Consider the following 17,352-nt stretch of genomic DNA (forward strand, 5'->3'; position numbering starts at 1 on the left):
TACAGAAGATAAGAAAGTTTCAGTAGGTTTTGACTGGCGTTTCTAGTAATCCTGACCACCTTTTTACTCTACACAACACTCACGTAATTTAAGATTTGCTCGCTCTTTTTGCTGCTTAGCTGAGTGGGCGACGACAGGGACGTCTTTTTTGAAGGTAACAACTATGAAAAAGACAATTTTAGCGACACTCCTAGCGTGTACATCAATGACGGCAATGGCTGCTGAGCCTATTACCGTAACAGAAGAGAATTACTCTTTAGCGATGCACGACCTAGCAATGAACGTAGAAGCGAGCAACGGCGCTGCAAATGCGTGGAACCACCACCGTGCTCCTATTGATTTAGATGCTCAACCAGCACCAATGATGAACCGTGACACGCTTTACTCTTTCGTGATTGCAGATGCTCGCTCTGATATTAAAGTAACTTTGCCTGAGCTTAATGGCCGCTATGCGTCACTGCACGTTATCAACCACAACCACGACACGGTAGAAGTGTTCTATGGTGCAGGTGAACACATTATTGCAGCTGATGCGACGTCTGACTACATCAACTTTTTTGTTCGTACGCAGATTGATGCGTCTGATGCTGCTGACGTAGCGGAGGCGAATGCACTCCAAGACAAATATGTGTTCGAATACGTTGACGCAAGCTACGAGCCTACGCCATTCCAAGTACAAAACTGGGATATGGATACATTTGGGCCGATGCACCAAAAGTGGGTAAACATCGCTCAGACAGAAGGTATTGCAAACGCGATGTCAAATCTTTCTGAAGGCATTGTTGTTGACCAAGATGCACGTAACCGTGGTGTGGCAATCTCGACAGGGTTGTTGCCTGATGCACACGCAAGCTACAAAGTGGCTGAGTACAACCTTGATAAGAATGTTTGTTATACAGCGACTTACGACAAGCCAGTGATTACTGATCCTGAAATGGGGTTCTTCTCTATCACAATGTATGACGAAAACCAGTACCTTGCGACAGATGAATACTCAACCATTGCGGACCGAGATATCGAATTTAATCAAGATGGTACGTTTACGATTCACTACGGTAACACTGACTCATGTGGTGAAGTTGCGAACCTGCTGCACATCCCTACGGATGATATCTCAATTAACATGCGTATATACCTACCAGATATGGAGCACATTGACGCATACGAGCTAGCGGAGTTCGTTAAAGTTAATTAATTGATAGTTAGCAGCTTAATTAGGCGTTAAATAGCAAATAAGCGAAAAAGGCTTACTCATTATGAGTAGGCCTTTTTTGTAGGTGCTGGAAAATAGAGAGTTGAATTTTTCTCACTTACGGCATTGGAACCAAACCCGACACAACCTCTTCAACAATACGTGCCAGCCATTGAGAGTGGGCGCTTGAGCGTAACCGATACGAGATAAAGTGACTGATTTGATAATGGTTGATGTCTTCGAAATGGCTGATATCTTTCAATATTAGGTCGCTAGGTAGAGCTGGCCCTACGATCTCACTGACAGGCATGACGCAATCATGTTCTTGGATTGCATTTAAACAGACATGCATTTTGTCTGATCTTAACCTTACCGTTGGCTGGTAGCCTTTTTGCCTGAGGTATGCTTCTAGGTAGTTTCCTTTCGTCGTGTAGTTGGGCATCACCATCAGCGCATAAGGTAAATCGGCGATATCATCAATTGTAGGGGTTTCTATGTTTGCCAGAGGAGAGCGGCTACTGCAACACAGCTTGAACTTGGGGCTGCATATTGGGGTTTGAATGATCTCTTTTGACAGTTCAAGCGGGAAAAAGTTAATCCCGAGGTCAACCAAGCCTTGTTTGATAGCTTGCTCTGTATGATGAGACCAGTTTTCTAACTGGATAGTGGCATTAGGTGCTTCGTACGTGAGTCTTTGAAATATAGCATCCATGATCGGAAAGCAAAGAGTCGCATTGATATGGATTCTAATGGAACCAACCAGTGTTGAGGGTTCAAAAGCTTGTTTATCAATGAAGAGATTGTTGAAGTTGTCGAGTAGGCTGGGCAATTGCTGAAGAATCTCTTCGCACTTTGGCGTAGGCACGAGTGTATTGAGCTTACGAGTAAAAAGAGGATCATTGAACTGTATGCGAAGCTTCTTTAGCGCCTTACTGACAGCGGATTGCCCAATGAATAGCCGCTCTGCGGCTTTTTTGGTGCTCCGTTCTTCTCCAAGGACCTTTAGTACCTTGATGCCATTGAAGTCGAACTGGAACATATCTTCATCTTTCATTTCATTTTCTCTCTTCGTAAGAAATTCCATCTGGGACTTTTGAAAAAGAATCCAATTCCATTTGGGAGCGATGTTAACTGAGCTAAAGTGACTTTATCAAGTGAAACAGCCCGTTAGGGTAATAAAAATAGAGAGAACTTTTAATGCTTAAACGAACCTTATCTCCGATTGCATTGGGTATGACGATTGCGCTATTTTCAGGCGGCGCTGCAGTAGCAGAAGAGGCTGCAATCCCAGTTACAAAACAGAACTTTGTTGAAGCTGAAATGGACGCTCGTATGTTCCGCTTTTATCAAGAAGGTGGAATGAATGTGGGCTTGGTTTATTCAGAACCCACCCCAACGGACAACCAGCCAGTTCCACGCATGAACCGAGACACTCTCTATGCCGGGGCTCAGGTTGATACGTTAAAAGGCTTTAGCATCACGATCCCAGAGCATGACGAGAACCGATATGTGTCGGTTTACCTCTTAGATAATGAGCACAAGACCGTTGGCATTTTGAAAGGCTCTGGCACGATCCATACGTTTGATGAACAAGCAGACACACGTTACATCGTGGCTATCCCACGTATTCAGTTGTTTGATGCGCAAGATGAAGCAGATATTGCGATTGCACGAGAAATATTAGCGGGAGTGAAAATCGAATCTGGCAGTATGGAGCCCAAACCAATGGTCAACTGGGACTGGCAGGGCATGCTAGATATGCGAGCGGACTATGAACACGCTATGCGTGACACCATTACTCAATACCCGACGGATTGGCAAGGTGCGCGCGGTTCAGTCGACCGATTTGAAGGTCACAACATGGCAGTGGCGACATCTTGGGGTCTATTCCCAAGTTCTGAAACGGTTTATATCGCTCAAGCGCCGAACAAATCGGCAGATGCATGTTACACCGCGACTTACCCAGTGCCTGATAACAAGGCATTTTGGTCGATTACCGTCTATAACGATGCAGGTTATATGTTCTCGGATTACAACAACATCAACAGTGAAGTGGCCGAAATGAACACAGACGGCACATTTACGATGCATTATGGCAACGTTGAGGCTTGTGGCGATGTCGCTAACCGTTTAGATACAACGGAAGGTTGGAACCTACTAATGCGTGTGTATGAGCCAGCGCAATCCATCACAGACGGCGAATACGTGATGCCTACAATCACAAAAATCTAACTTTCTCTTTGCAGTTAAGAACCATGGTGTGCTGAATATTGGTTCAGCGCACGCCTATATTTCGAATGGAAACTCGCACAGGGATGTGCCTGAACAACAAATTTAAAAGGCACTGAATATGACACTGAATAAGTCTCTTATCGCTTTAGGTTTAGCCGCCCTGAGTACATCGGGTATGGCAGTTGCAACGGAGGCAGAGGTGCATGACGCCGATCCGCGCAACACCGCTTGGCGCGGAGGGATAGCAACAGACGATAATGGCGAAATTAAGTTAGTTGCGGGCGGCGGTTTTGACAACTTATATGGTGGCGGGGAATATCAAACGCAAACCATCATGATAGGTGAGTACTTCACTCAGTCAGAAGACTTTCGTTTTAGGCTTGCAAACTTTGACGAAAGATTTGGTGGTGTCTATGCGGATGTTTATCTCACCGACACGACAAACATGTACACAGGTGGATACATGCTACCGTTAACTGCGACCAATGGAAAAACCATGCTTTTCCCTTCAGTTAATTATTCGTACATTGATTTTGATACCAAACAGATAGCACAAAACATCCGTGGGACTGATGTTCCGAACCAACTTAAGGGTTATTCAACGGGTACAGGCCAAACGGGAATTATGAGCGCCTTAGAGGGTGTCGGCCCTGCACATGTCGAGCATGTGTTAGGAGGAAGTGATGCCCATATGGCCTCGGTGAATCTTTACGGTTTACAGCCTTGGAATGATACGTTTTACACCGTGTTTCAAGCATTCGGTGGCTCTACTTACGGCGGGGTAGAAATGGAAATGGTTGATTTGGTGTTATTACAAGGGGTAAGAACGCAGGTCGGTGATGCGATCTTTAATATCTACCTAGAGGGTAAATACACCAATATCAAAATTAATGAGCTGAAGGATCTTCCAGGCAGAGAGCATCTACGTGGTGAAGAGGCAAAGGTATCGATCGGCTTTGATTGGCGTTTCTAACGGCTATTGAATTGAGTTCGTGCGGTAATAGGGGTTTGTTTGTTCTATTCTTTTAGAACGAGCATGACAGGGATGTCATTTTATATTGAACATTTTCGAGAACAATAAAAGGCGCAGTGTCGAATGACGCTGCGCCTTTCCAGTGTTATCTCGTTAGGTTAAAGGATAAACCGAAATCGATTATTTGACGATTTCAGAGAGTACTTCACCCGTAGAACCCGACGGGAACGTTATCCCTAACAGCGCAGACAAGGTTGGTGCAATATCGTAAGGAGCAACTTCGCGGTGAACTTTTTGTCCTTCGAGACCGTATCCAGCAAAAATCACAGGAACAAAAGAGTCATAACGCCATGGAGAGCCATGCACAGAGGCAACGGTTAGGCTATCGAAAGCATTAATGTAAACACCTGGGTTAAACACTAAATAGAGATCACCTGAACGGCCTCTGAAGTAATTATTCTCTACCATTTTCGCGATACGGGTATTAGGCATATCGCCACGTTCGATGTTGCTCGCTGTGAACACGTTATCTACACCGTCTATCAGAGAGAGCTCTTGTGCAATAAACTGTTGAATCTCAGCAATGTTAATTTCTTTTTCGGCGATGATATCGTGATTCAGGTACAAATTGGGATTTTCAAACGACAGGTAAACCTCTTCTCCAACGCCAAATTTTTGCTGCGTTTTCTCAAACAAGCCTTTTGAGCGTAAAGCTTCCGCACCAAATACGGTGGTCGTTGTTGGGCCGTGGTTGGAAACATATGAAGGGGCATCGGGTGCACCATGGTCAGCAGAAAGTACGATTAATGTATTTTCAATTCCGATTTTTTCATCCACGTAGCGAAAAGGTCAGCCAGCACAGCGTCTAAATGAAGCAAACCATCTTCAGCTTCTAAACTTGAAGGCCCATTGACATGGATAATGTAGTCATTGGCAGAAAAACTAATCGCGAGGTAATCCGTGTGACCGTTGTTACCCAGGTTTTCGTTATTGATGAGTGTTTTCGCAAATTCGGCAGTGATTTCATCACTGGCTGGGCTCATACTCAGCATTGTTGTGAAGTATGGGTAGCTTGCTGGCCCATACGGGTATGGGAAAGATCGCTTAAATGAACCGATCTCAGTTTTGAAATCGACGTTGCCTTCATTGGCGAAAAGGTAGTTTTCGCGGTCATGCATGAGTTCCCACCGTTGGTTGCTGTAACGCTCAATGAAGTTACTTTCATTCCAAGTTGCCACCCAGTTAGGGTAATCGTCGTAGTAGTAGTCGCTAGTGACAAAACCGCCTGTTGAATTAGAGAACCAAAATGCCTTGCCAAGCTCACCTGCCATCGACACCGCACCACGGTCTTTGTAAGACACGGCAAATGCACGCGACTGACCGTTAGTCGATTTAATGAGTTCGTCAGCAAAGGTTGAAGAGTGGATATTAATTGGGGAGCGACCATTGCCTTGCGCTGTGTTCTGAGTATCGTCAAGTTGCACAGAATCTCCACCAGAATTGGCCGTTACCAATTCAGATTGATTTGGATCTTCAATATTATATACCGCTCTATTTAATCCGCGGTCGTACCATACATTACCGACCATACCGTTCATCGAAGGTGGCGCACCTGTTGCAAGAGCAACATGACCGACAATGGTTTCGGTGTTCGCGTGTTGATAGTGTGCATTGGCATAGTGAATGCCTTGGTCAAGCAAGTAGGCGAAACCGTGCTCACCCATGTTAGCTCGGTAGCGTTCAGGTAGGTCGCCGCGCAAAGCGTCAACAGTCACTTGCAGGATTAATTTTGGAGAATTGGCTGGCTCATCGGCAACCGCAGGTGTTAAGCAAGAGCTCAGGATCAGAGCGCTTAGTAAGTGTTTGTTTGTAGTCATGGTGTCCAACATTCAAAGTGGAATTGCAGCCACTGTTTTTAGCTACAGCAGCCAAATATTGTGTTGTCCATGTGTGATTCGTTAAATCCATTTGAGTTAATGATAATGACGGATTCATTGAAAAAAAAGATGGTTAGCAGGGAATTATTGGAATACTTATTGGTAACGAAATTCATTGGGAATTACGATGGAAAGACAATAAGTTACAACCTAATCGGTAAGCTTTTTAAAGCCCTATGAAAGTAATATAAGGCTAGAACAGGTTACCGAGAGGGAGCTTTAGTGCATGGAAGAACCAACGAAATTAAGAAGTTTCATAATGCTACTGATTTTAACAACCTATTTGGTCCACACTTTTATTTTCAGCAAGAAAGAGCGCCAATCACTAATGAGCGGCATAAAGTCTTAGCTTCGTCCCCGCTATATATGTTGATGCAACGGTGCATGGAAGCCCTTCAAATTGAGCTATGCCATGAAATCGTTTTTAGTCATTCCTGTTCAACTTACGTTCTTGATAATGAGTTTAGTCGCTTCGAGTAGCGTCAGTGCTGGCCTCCGCACGTTTGCCAAGCAACCACTGTTGATTCAAGCTGAGACCAATACTCAAGATGGAATACAGAAGGTGAAACTCGAATTTTCATTACCTGAGGACACGGTTGAAGATCGATTAGGGCTTGAGGTTGTTAATGTAAGTCAATACCTAGAGGAAAGTGAGGACATTCGAACCAGTATCGGTATCTTTAGCCCAAGTAGTGGCGGTATATATTTTGATAAAAATCGGGTACCTGAAGCAGAACTGTATACCGCAGGGTATTTTTTAACGTCTCTTCCTGAAAGAGGTCATCTTACGTTACTCCCCTCCATTAACTTTGTGTATGCAGACTTAGACCTTGAAGAAACGGCTAAGTTGTTCAATCGCGCAAAAAGTTCCGCATGGCAAGGGCATTCAGTTGGGAAGGGAAAAGCGATAGTGCAAACACACGATGTGGACTCGATGATTGGCGGTGACTCTGCACAATTGGTTTCAGCTAATCTGTATGGTCGCTATAAATGGGGCGATGAAGAATATACTGCTTTCCATTTTTTGCTTGCTGAGTCGATATCGGGTGTTGCTCTAGATGTGTTTGAATCTTCACTAATTCATCGATTTCGTGTGGAGGCTAAAAAGCAACCGATGGATATCTATCTAAAGGCAAAGTATCACTACATGAAAGCAGAGGAAATCAACGATCTTTTTAGTTCAAAGGGGCATATTCGCGGTGACGAGGCGAGTATTCATTTGGGTTTTAACTGGCAGTTGTAAAGGGTTCGATTGGGTGAGTTGTGTCCGAATTGATGCAGATGTCGCTTGGAGTTTACCCTTGAGTCGTCAATGCCCAAGGAATAGAGAGTTATTGCAACTATCTGAAAAAATGTAAGAAACAGTATGATGGTGGCAGTTCGGAAAAACTCTATGCGCCTGCTTATGCTGAAAACCGCGAGCAAAAACTCGCATTCATGCAAAATGGCACTGTAAAACAGACACACGATTTGGCGCGCAGTGTGAGTAGCGCGTTGACCGTGCTCAACCTTGATGAAAAAATGAAGTGATCGATGTAGTTCTGCCAATCATTGTAGATTCAACAGGGTAGGACAAAAAAAGCCGACTGATGTAATAGCCGGTTTTTTAAGATTTATGGGTTAACCTTACGATAGATTTCTTTTACATAACCGTCTTGATCACCAAAGCCTAACTCTTTAAGTGGATACACACCTTCTTGGATTAGTTCATTTTCAGTGATGGTGACCGTGAAGGTGATCGATTTACCTTCATAATTAGGATAAGTGCAGTAGACAACGTTTTCAGTATATTGATCGCCAATCAGTTGATAAGTGCCACCACCAGTATCTAACGTTTTACTTGCTGCCAGCCTTTCTTCGTCAGTCACTTCCGTGCTAAATGCGGGGCGATTGGCTTCTTTAGAATAGAAGCTGAAATGTGTTGGCGTAAAGAGTTTAACCATAGTGCGATTTGCAGCAAAGGTTTGGTTAGTTTCTCCCTCGACAGTCATGTAAGCATCGACAAGCTGCCATTCTCCTAGCAGATGTTCGTTGTTCATTTTACGTTTCCTTTTTGCGATGGTTTGATCTTATTATCAGCGAGTTCAATTTATCGACGGAGTAATGAATCTCGAATTGCATATTTACAAATATCTTTTCCTAAGGCATCGATACTAACTCAGATCTGCATAGACTTGGGTTTGTGTCTTAAGCTCTTTTAATGAGGTCGCAACATTTAGACGCCATGGAGGCTACCACACCGCAGACGGATTGATTTACAAGGATTAGAAAGTGTTATGTTTAAGGGGGAGAATCAACTAAAGTGCTAGCTATATATATGATTTATTGCCAGTTTTGTAATTTATTGCAACGATGATCATGTTTGTATGAACTGACTCGAAACGCGATTATGTTCAGCCGCCGAAATAATCCATGTCGACTAATTTGTTAGTAACTATCATGGAGGTCATAATGAAAAAGACACTAACTACCTTAGCCCTTTCCGTTGCTGCTACGCTATCTGTCCCTACACAAGCGAACGTTGTTGCCGGCTATTTTGCTGATTGGCAATACGAGAACGAAGCTAACCCTTATACGGTTAAAGATATTCCAGCTGAAAACCTTACTCACATTATCTACGCGTTTCTGAGTATGTGTGGCCCTCATACCGGCGCGAGTGAAGCGGTACAAGCAATGGTTGCTGAGCAGTGCGAAGGCAAAGACCCGTTTACTGCTATCTTGGTGGATGCGAAATCGGCGTTAGACGTTGATTTTGGTGATGTGAAGGTAGATGTGCCTTACAAAGGACACTTTGCTCAGCTAGCCCAACTTAAAACAGACCACCCTGATATTAAGATTCTACCTTCGTTCGGTGGCTGGACAATGTCTGAACCATTTCATGCCATGGCTAAAGATCCAGAAGCCATGAAACACTTCTCTAAAACGGCGACCGAATTAATCGCTAAGTACGATTTCTTTGACGGTATTGATCTTGACTGGGAATACCCAGGAGGTGGCGGTTTGACGACTTCTCCTTGGAATCCAGATACCAAACTGTCGGATGAGCAAAAAGCGTCAGAGCGCGATGCGTTCACATTCCTAGTGAAGACTCTTCGTGGCGACCTTGATGCATTATCCAAGAAAACCAGCCGCGACTATGAGCTTTCAACCGCTGTCGGTGTTGCGGCTAAAGCAGCGCAAATTGACTGGAAAGCTGCTAGTCCTTATTTAACCAATATGTTTGCCATGACCTACGACTATCTAGGTGGTTGGGGTCAGCAAACAGGTCATATGACTAACCTACATGCTACTGACGGCAGCTGGTGGGGAATGGGTAGTGATGTGTTCATTAATCAAATGATTGAACATGGTATTCCTAGTGAGAAATTGGTCATTGGCGCAGCGTTCTATGGCCGTGGCTGGCAGGGTACTAAAGACTTCGATGGCGACAACATCAAGGGTGATTTGGTATCCGAACAAGGGGCCCAGTTTGGTACGGGAGAGAATGGCTACTTTATGTTCTGGGATCTTGTAAACAACTACGGTGATAAGCAAGGCTATGAATACAAGTATGACGAGAAAGCGCAAGCGCCGTACCTATGGAATCCAGAGAAAAAAGTGTTTATTTCATTTGAAGACCAACGCTCAATTAAAGCGAAAGCCCAGTGGGCAAAATCCGCTAAGCTAGGCGGCATCTTTACTTGGGAGCTTTCAGGGGACCCAACAGGGGAGCTGGTGGAAGTGATGAATAAAGAAATGAATAAGTAACGTCTTTTTTGAACGACAAGAGGCCGCATAGCGGCCTCTCATTTTTTGTAAGACTAGAGGAACTATTTCTCGATCGGCAAACTCGATTCTTGCCCCCATTCTGTCCAAGAACCATCGTACACAGACAACGAATTATACCCACACAGATAATGAGCCAGTAAAACAATGCACGCGGTAACGCCAGATCCACAGCTGAAGATGAAATGTTCCTGCTGCTCACTATAGTTTTGTTTCTTGATGATTTTAGAAAGTTCTTCGGGCGATTTCATTTTATGGTGGTCAATTAGAGTCGCGAACGGTAAGCAAGATGAGTTAGGAATATGACCACTACGAACACCGGCTCTTGGTTCAGGAACTTCACCATTGAAGCGCGCTTGTGAGCGGGCGTCGACTGTCAGGCTAGAGCTGTCTTCGATTTTCTCTAAAACGACTTTAGAGTCAACGAAATAAGCCTCGTTGAGCTTGCCTGTGAAATCACCTGCTTGGTTAACATCCACATATTGCTGGGCAACAGGGAGTTTTTCATTCTTCCATTCAGTTAGGCCACCATCTAAGATAAATACGTCTTTATGTCCCATGGCTTTAAGCATCCACCATGCTCTAGGTGATGCAAATGTCCCGCTGTTATCGTAAACCACAATGATGGAATTGTTATTGATTCCAAATGCTTGAGCATTTTGGTTGAAGCGTTCTTGAGTTGGCATCATGTGCGGTAGAGTAGAATTCGGGTCGCAAAATACGGCGTCATAATCAAATCGAACTGAGTTCGGGATGATATTTTGCGTGTCTTTTTCTACTTCGCCAGGAATCTGAAAATTGATGCTAGCATCGAGAATAACCAGCTTTGGATCATCCTTGCGGGCCCAGACCCATTGAGGGGTGACTAGAGGGTTCATATCTTTTCCTATTTAGCCTTTTGTGTCTGTGGTTATCGCGGTTTCAAAGCATTTTACTAACCTAAAATGGCTCGCTTCATCCACAGAAATACTTTGAGTTGAAATGATGGCGGTACTTCCTGCCGGGCAATCTTCAGTCGGCGGGACGCTGACGCGATAGATATGCTTAACTTCAGCGGCGCCTTGTTGAATATCTAATTGGTCTTGTATTAGGTAGACGGTGAGATAGCGACGATGGCCATCCAGAGACTGAGTGAGTGTATTGCTGATTACTTTGCCACGATATTCAAATCCATTTCGCTGATCTGGCATGTACTGCAGTAATAAATACAGGAAGGCCATGGATGCGAGCAGCGCAGAGATGTATATCTTCGGATTATTCATTGAATCAAAAAGGGCAACCATAAAGCTCTATCTTTATGATTGCCGGAGTTATTGTCAATGTACATCTGACTGAGTTTTGATGTCTTACCAAACCCAATATGTGTCGGCTTGAGTGAAGGTTTGTTGAACTGGCTCACTGCCATCGTAATACCAAACCTCTGCCAGAACCTGTTCTTGCGCTTCTGATATACAGAAATCTAAGCTTGCAACACCAGCACTGAGTGAGGAAGAGGTCACACGGCTATTGTAATTTGGCGTATAAGTCCCGTCCGAATTTTGAGTGAACTCGCTGTAGATCGAGATGTAAGCTCGGTCTGTTGAGAGAGAACTTAAATCAACGTCAAACTTGTGTCCCATCACAGGGTTAAAACTAAAGCCATCAGGGATGCTTAGTTCACTCATTGTACGCAGTTCCACTTCCGTTTCAGATACTGCCGCAACATCGCTTCCAGAACTTACGGGTGTTGGCGTGCCACCATCACCTGTCGAGCCAGAGTCTCCGGCGCTACCGCCTTCGTCGCCACCACCGCCGCCACAACCAGTAAGGGCACCAATCAATACGAGTGTGATAATTTTAGCGTTCATGATGATTACTCCTGCACTTGGTAAAGTTTATCAGTGTTAGCATTTTCAGGTAGGTACCAGTCTTGGCTTTGTTGACCCGCAGATTCAGCATAAGTGGCAAATTCGGGGTAGGCATTGACGAGATCTACACGCTCTTTTGGCCATTGCCACTCGTTTGGAATCAAAAGCCCCCACGGATGGTTCTGACTAGTTTTAAAGTAAACGTCAGAGCTTGGGTCACTCGCATCGACGCCAACACCATATAAATTGATGTCATCAAATTGACTGGTTGGTGCATAATCAGATAGATGGATCTCTAGGCTTCGACCAGGGTGAAGAGGCAGGCCATCACCATGATATTGACCTGGAGTACCGAACACGAATGGGTCGTAAGGCATGCCCATTAAGGTGCTAGTGTCAGCATCACTGTTTGTTGTGATGTCGAGTTCAAACGAGAAGGTGATGGCTTCTTGGCACGACTGGACTGTCCTGAAGAAACTACATTCTCCCGGTGTTTTTGTGGCTAGGTTGTCCGAAATGATAAAGATCGCTTCATCAGAGTCAGCTTCTAGGCCGCTGCTTGCGAGAAGTTCGCCGTTGTGGCTTTGAGTCGTTAGCAGTTCGTTAATATCACTGCGCTGTAAACCGCCTAAATGGAGAGCAAAACCATTGAGGTAGTCAGCCCCATAAGCGGCAAGATATCCTTGAATGACACTGCGAGCAACACGGCCATTCTGAATCGTCTCAGTGACGCGGTAACGGATGACAACGTCGTTCATATCGTAATCTGCCGTATGTGGCCAGTTATCTTCAAATGCGACAGTCGCGTAACCAGACTCGCTAGGGTAGTGGCGTACGGCTATACCGTCTTGTGTAATTAACACAGGATGATCTTCAACCTCGCCAGTGGTTGCGCCGCCGAAGTAATCAAGACCAGATTGCTCAGCAAATCGGAATCGGCTCCACGTTGAGCCCATTGTTACGTCTGCAGGTACGGCGATGGTTAAGGTGTTTGAACCTGCGCTCATTACTTCATCCGAGGCAACTTGTTCACCAGCATCTGCAAAGTCGCCGTCTTTGTTCCAGTCGATCCAAGCTGAAAGGTAACCAGTCTGCGAAGCTTGTACCGAAACTATGGTATTCAAGCCAGCTTCCACTGCGGTAACAAACCCAACACCGTCTTCGTCGGCAAATCCGGCTTTATTGTCATCGAGTGGCGCTAACAAGCCATCCCCTTCGCCATCTGGCGCAACCGAGCCTAGATAGAAACCCGACCCAATCGCATGACGGGGACCATTTGAATCAAGTAAAGTCAGATAGCTGTCTGGAGCATCGCCGAAATCAATTGTTGAATCCTCATCAATCACTGGAGCGTTTGCACATCGAGCGCCATCGTTTTGATTCGAAAACGGGCCGTGAGCGAACAAGACCGCTGATACATTGCCTGCTGCAATTTCGTCTTCATCGGATAAATCGATTCGGAAAATGTGACCGTCAGAGTTACGAGAGATGTAGTAGTATCCGTTTACGTCGAAGTAGCCAGCGCCAAATGTGCCTGTAACACCAACATTACCAATGTAGGTTTCTCCACCAACCTCAGTATCGAATTCGTATAGGCCACCCGTATTGTTATCGACACCATACAATTTTCCATTACCCGGATGAAAAGCGAAATCGGTTAAACGGACGGAGGCAGTGGATGTGACTTTCTCTACCATTAATGTGGCAGATGGATCGGAATCAAGCGGTGATAGATCGACCTTGAAAAGTCCTTTTCCTTGACGGTACAGGTAGTAAAAATGGTTGTAGACATCACCAACGTAGAATGTATGGTCTGACGGAAGTCCTGACGCATTTAATGTTTCGGCTTGAAAGTCTTTACCTAGACGAACAAGTGTCTTATTAGAGGTATTGTAACCATAGATATAGCGGTCTTCGAAGTCGAAACCGACACCGTTAATATTGGCGTTCAATCCAGTGTCACCTTCTAACAACTGGTATTGTCCAGTCACAAGATTAACGCCATAAACTTGAACCGGGTTGGCTTGAAACAGATAGGCTTTGCTCGGGCAGGTGTCGAATGGTGCTGCGGATGCAGACGTTGACCACACGTATTGCGCGCATGCTGCCATAATAATGAGAGGGGTGACCTTCTTCATAATGTTCTCCTTCCAATGACGTTAAAAAACGATTCCTACATTGGTTATTACAAGGAGTGTGCCATATTTAATCTCTTGAATATTAAGAAAAATGTTTGGCGCTATGCGTATTTCTCATTATGACAATCAGAGCGAGAATGATATTTTAGTATCAATTCTTATTTTGAAAATTGATTTTCGGAATAGGAAAGGGTCAGTTAAACACTACAAACAAGCAACGCCGGAGCGCTGCATTTGATTCTTTATACTCTATCGTTCGGACTATTCTGTCCGGAGTAAGCCTGCTGAGATAAGGGATTGAAGGTCAGTCCGATGAACATGTCGGGCAATTTGCCATCTTCATCAACTTCATTTCACGCCAAGACATAGAAAGGGCATCCAAGATTAAGAGTTTCCCTTCTAATGATTGGCCGTAATTTGCAATGACCTTAATGGCTTCCATTGCTTGCATAGCACCAATGATTCCAACCACAGGTGCCATCACACCCGCTTCAACGCAGCTTAATGCTTGTGAGCCGAATAGGGCACTCAAGCATTGGTAACAAGGCTGCGTCTTGTCTTGATAGGTGAACACGCTAACTTGGCCTTCCATGCGGATGGCTGCACCAGAGACAAGCGGAGTCTTGTGCTTGAAGCACAGACGATTCAGTTGATTGCGAGTCTCAACATTGTCGCTCGCATCCACAACCAAAGTATGGGCGGCGATCAATGAATCTAGCTCGCTATCATCGAGGCGCTTTGCAATTTGAGTCACCTTGAGGTGAGGGTTGAGCTTGGTTAGCGAGTTCGCCGCCGATTCAACCTTGTTAACGCCAATGGTGCTGTCGGAATGGAGCACTTGGCGTTGCAGATTCGATAGCTCGACTACATCGTCATCCACTAACGTGATGTGTCCTACTCCAGCAGTTGCTAGATACTGGCCTGCAGCGCAGCCAAGACCACCAGCACCGAGCATGAGGATTGAGCTCTGTTTGAGCGCTTCTTGGCCCTCAAAATCGAACTGCTTGAGTATTATCTGCCTGTTGTAACGAAGCATCTCTTCATCTGATAGGATTTCCAACACGCGCTCCTAATACAGGGTATGGTTAAACAGTTGGATTTGAACGGTTTCACCTACTTCAACTCGGCCGCGCTCACGTTCAAGAACCACAAAGCAGTTCGCTAGGCTCATAGAGCGAAATGCGCCAGAGCTTTGATTACCGGTTGTTTCTACTGTGAACTGACCGTTCTCGAGGTTGTAGATACCACGTTGATAATCCGTTCGGCCCGGTGACTTCTTGAAGGCCGTCTTTGTGATTGCAGGAATCGATTCAGGTGCTGTCCATTGAGTGTGTCCAGCTAATTTAGCCAGCATTGGCTGCACCAACACATACATAGTCAGCATTGCCGAAACTGGGTTACCTGGTAGGCCGCAGAACCATGCACTTTCAAGTGCACCGAAGGCGAACGGTTTACCCGGTTTAATCGCCAGCTTCCAAAAACCAATCTCGCCGAGTTCTTCTAGAATGTCTTTAGTGTAATCCGCTTCACCAACACTCACGCCGCCGGAAGTAACAACCACGTCAGCTACGTCTTGTGCTTTCTCAAATGTTGCTTTTAATGTTTCAACGCAGTCTGGGATAATGCCAAGGTCAATCGCCTCACAGCCAAAGCTTTCAATCAAAGGCTTAATACCATAGCGATTGCTGTCGTAAATCTGACCTTCTTCTAGTGGTGTGCCTAAGGGTTTTAGTTCGTCACCCGTTGAGAAGAAAGCAACTTTAGGTTTTCTAAGCACATCGACATGGCTGATTCCCAGCGATGCAATCATTGGAATATCGCGTGGTGTTAAACGCGCCCCTTTCTCTAATACGATGTCACCTTGGCTGATGTCATCACCCGTTGGGCGAATATTATTTTGTGGTTTCACATCTGTCTGGTTAAACAAGATACCATTATCAGTTACTTGGGTATTTTCTTGCATGATGACAGCGTCGCAACCATGTGGGATTTTGGCGCCAGTCATAATGCGAATACACGTACCTTCCGGCCATTCACCTTCAAAAGGCTGGCCAGCAAAAGATTTGCCATGTAAGGGTAAAGTGGTGCTCTTGTTGAGATCTTGAATACGAATGGCATAACCATCCATAGCCGAATTGTCGAATGGCGGCACAAAAATAGGTGATCGTACGTCGTTGGCCAATACATGGCCAATGGCTTGCTCAAGGGGAAGCGATAAAGTGGTCTTAATTGGAGTGATGCGAGAGAGCATCTTATCCATTGCATCTTCAATTGGCATTAAGCCAGGTGCGTCACAGCAGCCCATGGTCTATTCCTAATTCGTTATTATTGTTTGGCTATCGATCAACACCGTGGTGTTGATGAGGAAGCAAAAACTCTAACACAGTTTACGCCCTGGAGAAATTTTCACAGCTCTAGTTAGTACTAGGTTGGACACTATTTAAGTACAAGAAATACCGCGAGTAAAATGTGGGTGTAATTATTCAAAATTCCGCGTATCCTTGTCTCCCATCCGAAAGGGGTAATCCTTTTGAGATGGGATGTAGCAAGCGAAAGATAAAGAGGAAGTGGAATGTCAGGTCTTAGCGAGTCAGCAAAGTTAGTTAAACACGCACTAGAAAGTCGCGGTTTAGAGACTCCAATGCGCCCTAATTCAGTGAGCCGTGAAGAGAAGAAGGAAAAGATCGAGCATCATATGCGCGAGATCCTCAATCTCCTGGAGTTGGACCTAACAGATGATAGCTTAGAAGAAACACCGCATCGTATCGCCAAGATGTACGTTGACGAAGTCTTCTCTGGTTTGGATTACCAAAACTTTCCAAAAATCACTGTGATTGAAAACAAGATGGACGTGAGCGAAATGGTTCGCGTTAAAGACATCACAGTTACTAGCACTTGTGAGCATCATTTAGTGACAATCGACGGCAAAGCAGCGGTAGCCTACATTCCTCGCGGTAAAATTATCGGCCTGTCGAAAATTAATCGTATTGTTCGCTTCTTTGCTCAGCGTCCTCAAGTTCAAGAACGCATGACGCAACAGATATTGGTTGCTCTGCAAACGCTTTTAGAAAGTGAAGACGTGGCGGTGACCATGGATGCGACGCACTACTGCGTGAAGTCTCGCGGCGTAATGGACGCAACCAGTGTGACAACCACAACGGCGCTTGGTGGTATTTTTAAATCGAACCCTGCGACTCGCCACGAATTCTTGCACGGATTGCGATAATCTTTATCGCTAACAGCCAACATTAAAAAAACGCCCTCATAT

Annotated in this window: 14 protein-coding genes and 2 pseudogenes; 7 read left to right on the forward strand and 9 right to left on the reverse strand. The window is 45.1% G+C overall.

The genetic code is table 11. From position 1 onward, the window contains the following. Window positions 1-163 precede the first annotated feature (163 nt). Entirely contained in the window at window positions 164-1,195 is a 1,032-nt protein-coding gene (locus UA76_RS15305) for a DUF1214 domain-containing protein (protein ID WP_052772066.1), read from the forward strand. A gap of 115 nt (window positions 1,196-1,310) precedes the next feature. Here UA76_RS15305 and UA76_RS15310 read toward each other — a convergent pair whose 3' ends face one another. Next, on the reverse strand, window positions 1,311-2,246 hold the full coding sequence (locus tag UA76_RS15310) for a LysR family transcriptional regulator (RefSeq protein WP_162198956.1): 936 nt from the start codon (window positions 2,244-2,246) through the stop codon (window positions 1,311-1,313). A gap of 143 nt (window positions 2,247-2,389) precedes the next feature. Here UA76_RS15310 and UA76_RS15315 point away from each other — a divergent pair, with 143 nt between their 5' ends. Then, a complete protein-coding gene (locus tag UA76_RS15315; protein ID WP_052772068.1) occupies window positions 2,390-3,424 on the forward strand; it encodes a DUF1214 domain-containing protein in 1,035 nt (344 codons plus the stop codon). A gap of 118 nt (window positions 3,425-3,542) precedes the next feature. Further along, window positions 3,543-4,397: a hypothetical protein gene (locus tag UA76_RS15320; protein WP_047047886.1), complete on the forward strand. Its 855-nt coding sequence runs from the start codon at window positions 3,543-3,545 to the stop codon at window positions 4,395-4,397. 180 nt (window positions 4,398-4,577) lie between these two features. Here UA76_RS15320 and UA76_RS25700 read toward each other — a convergent pair. Further along, window positions 4,578-6,274: pseudogene (locus tag UA76_RS25700) on the reverse strand (alkaline phosphatase family protein). A 472-nt stretch (window positions 6,275-6,746) separates the two neighbouring features. On the opposite strand from UA76_RS25700, the gene UA76_RS15330 reads away from it, so the two are divergent. After that, entirely contained in the window at window positions 6,747-7,577 is an 831-nt protein-coding gene (locus tag UA76_RS15330) for a hypothetical protein (RefSeq protein ID WP_047047890.1), read from the forward strand. 116 nt (window positions 7,578-7,693) lie between these two features. Then, a pseudogene (locus tag UA76_RS24825) lies at window positions 7,694-7,831 on the forward strand (sugar-binding transcriptional regulator); the annotation flags it as partial. 116 nt (window positions 7,832-7,947) lie between these two features. Here UA76_RS24825 and UA76_RS22575 read toward each other — a convergent pair. Further along, entirely contained in the window at window positions 7,948-8,373 is a 426-nt protein-coding gene (locus tag UA76_RS22575; RefSeq protein WP_052772069.1) for a lipocalin-like domain-containing protein, read from the reverse strand. 412 nt (window positions 8,374-8,785) lie between these two features. Here UA76_RS22575 and UA76_RS15340 point away from each other — a divergent pair, with 412 nt between their 5' ends. Continuing rightward, the gene (locus UA76_RS15340; protein ID WP_047047893.1) at window positions 8,786-10,081 is read left to right on the forward strand and encodes a glycoside hydrolase family 18 protein; all 1,296 of its coding nucleotides are present in this window, start codon (window positions 8,786-8,788) and stop codon (window positions 10,079-10,081) included. A 62-nt stretch (window positions 10,082-10,143) separates the two neighbouring features. Here UA76_RS15340 and UA76_RS15345 read toward each other — a convergent pair whose 3' ends face one another. The 6 genes from UA76_RS15345 to moeA all read right to left on the reverse strand — a co-directional run bounded on the left by UA76_RS15345 (window position 10,144) and on the right by moeA (window position 16,389). Further along, complete coding sequence (locus UA76_RS15345; protein WP_047047895.1) at window positions 10,144-10,977, reverse strand: sulfurtransferase; 834 nt, start codon at window positions 10,975-10,977, stop codon at window positions 10,144-10,146. Window positions 10,978-10,989: 12 nt separating this feature from the next. Further along, window positions 10,990-11,382, reverse strand: coding sequence for a hypothetical protein (locus UA76_RS15350; RefSeq protein ID WP_052772070.1), 393 nt, complete (start codon window positions 11,380-11,382; stop codon window positions 10,990-10,992). A 63-nt stretch (window positions 11,383-11,445) separates the two neighbouring features. Then, a complete protein-coding gene (locus tag UA76_RS15355; RefSeq protein ID WP_047047898.1) occupies window positions 11,446-11,946 on the reverse strand; it encodes a hypothetical protein in 501 nt (166 codons plus the stop codon). 5 nt (window positions 11,947-11,951) lie between these two features. Next, window positions 11,952-14,084 (reverse strand): LruC domain-containing protein, encoded by a 2,133-nt coding sequence (locus UA76_RS15360; RefSeq protein WP_047047902.1) that lies wholly within the window; start codon window positions 14,082-14,084, stop codon window positions 11,952-11,954. A gap of 304 nt (window positions 14,085-14,388) precedes the next feature. Next, window positions 14,389-15,144: a molybdopterin-synthase adenylyltransferase MoeB gene (moeB, locus tag UA76_RS15365; RefSeq protein ID WP_047047905.1), complete on the reverse strand. Its 756-nt coding sequence runs from the start codon at window positions 15,142-15,144 to the stop codon at window positions 14,389-14,391. A 9-nt stretch (window positions 15,145-15,153) separates the two neighbouring features. Next, entirely contained in the window at window positions 15,154-16,389 is a 1,236-nt protein-coding gene (gene moeA / locus UA76_RS15370) for a molybdopterin molybdotransferase MoeA (RefSeq protein ID WP_047047908.1), read from the reverse strand. A 267-nt stretch (window positions 16,390-16,656) separates the two neighbouring features. Between moeA and folE the strand changes: the two genes are divergently transcribed. After that, complete coding sequence (gene folE / locus UA76_RS15375) at window positions 16,657-17,310, forward strand: GTP cyclohydrolase I FolE (RefSeq protein ID WP_047047909.1); 654 nt, start codon at window positions 16,657-16,659, stop codon at window positions 17,308-17,310. The last annotated feature ends 42 nt before the right edge of the window (window positions 17,311-17,352 follow it).

It is taken from the genome of Vibrio mexicanus, assembly GCF_001012815.1.
Taxonomy (GTDB): Bacteria; Pseudomonadota; Gammaproteobacteria; order Enterobacterales; family Vibrionaceae; genus Vibrio; species Vibrio mexicanus.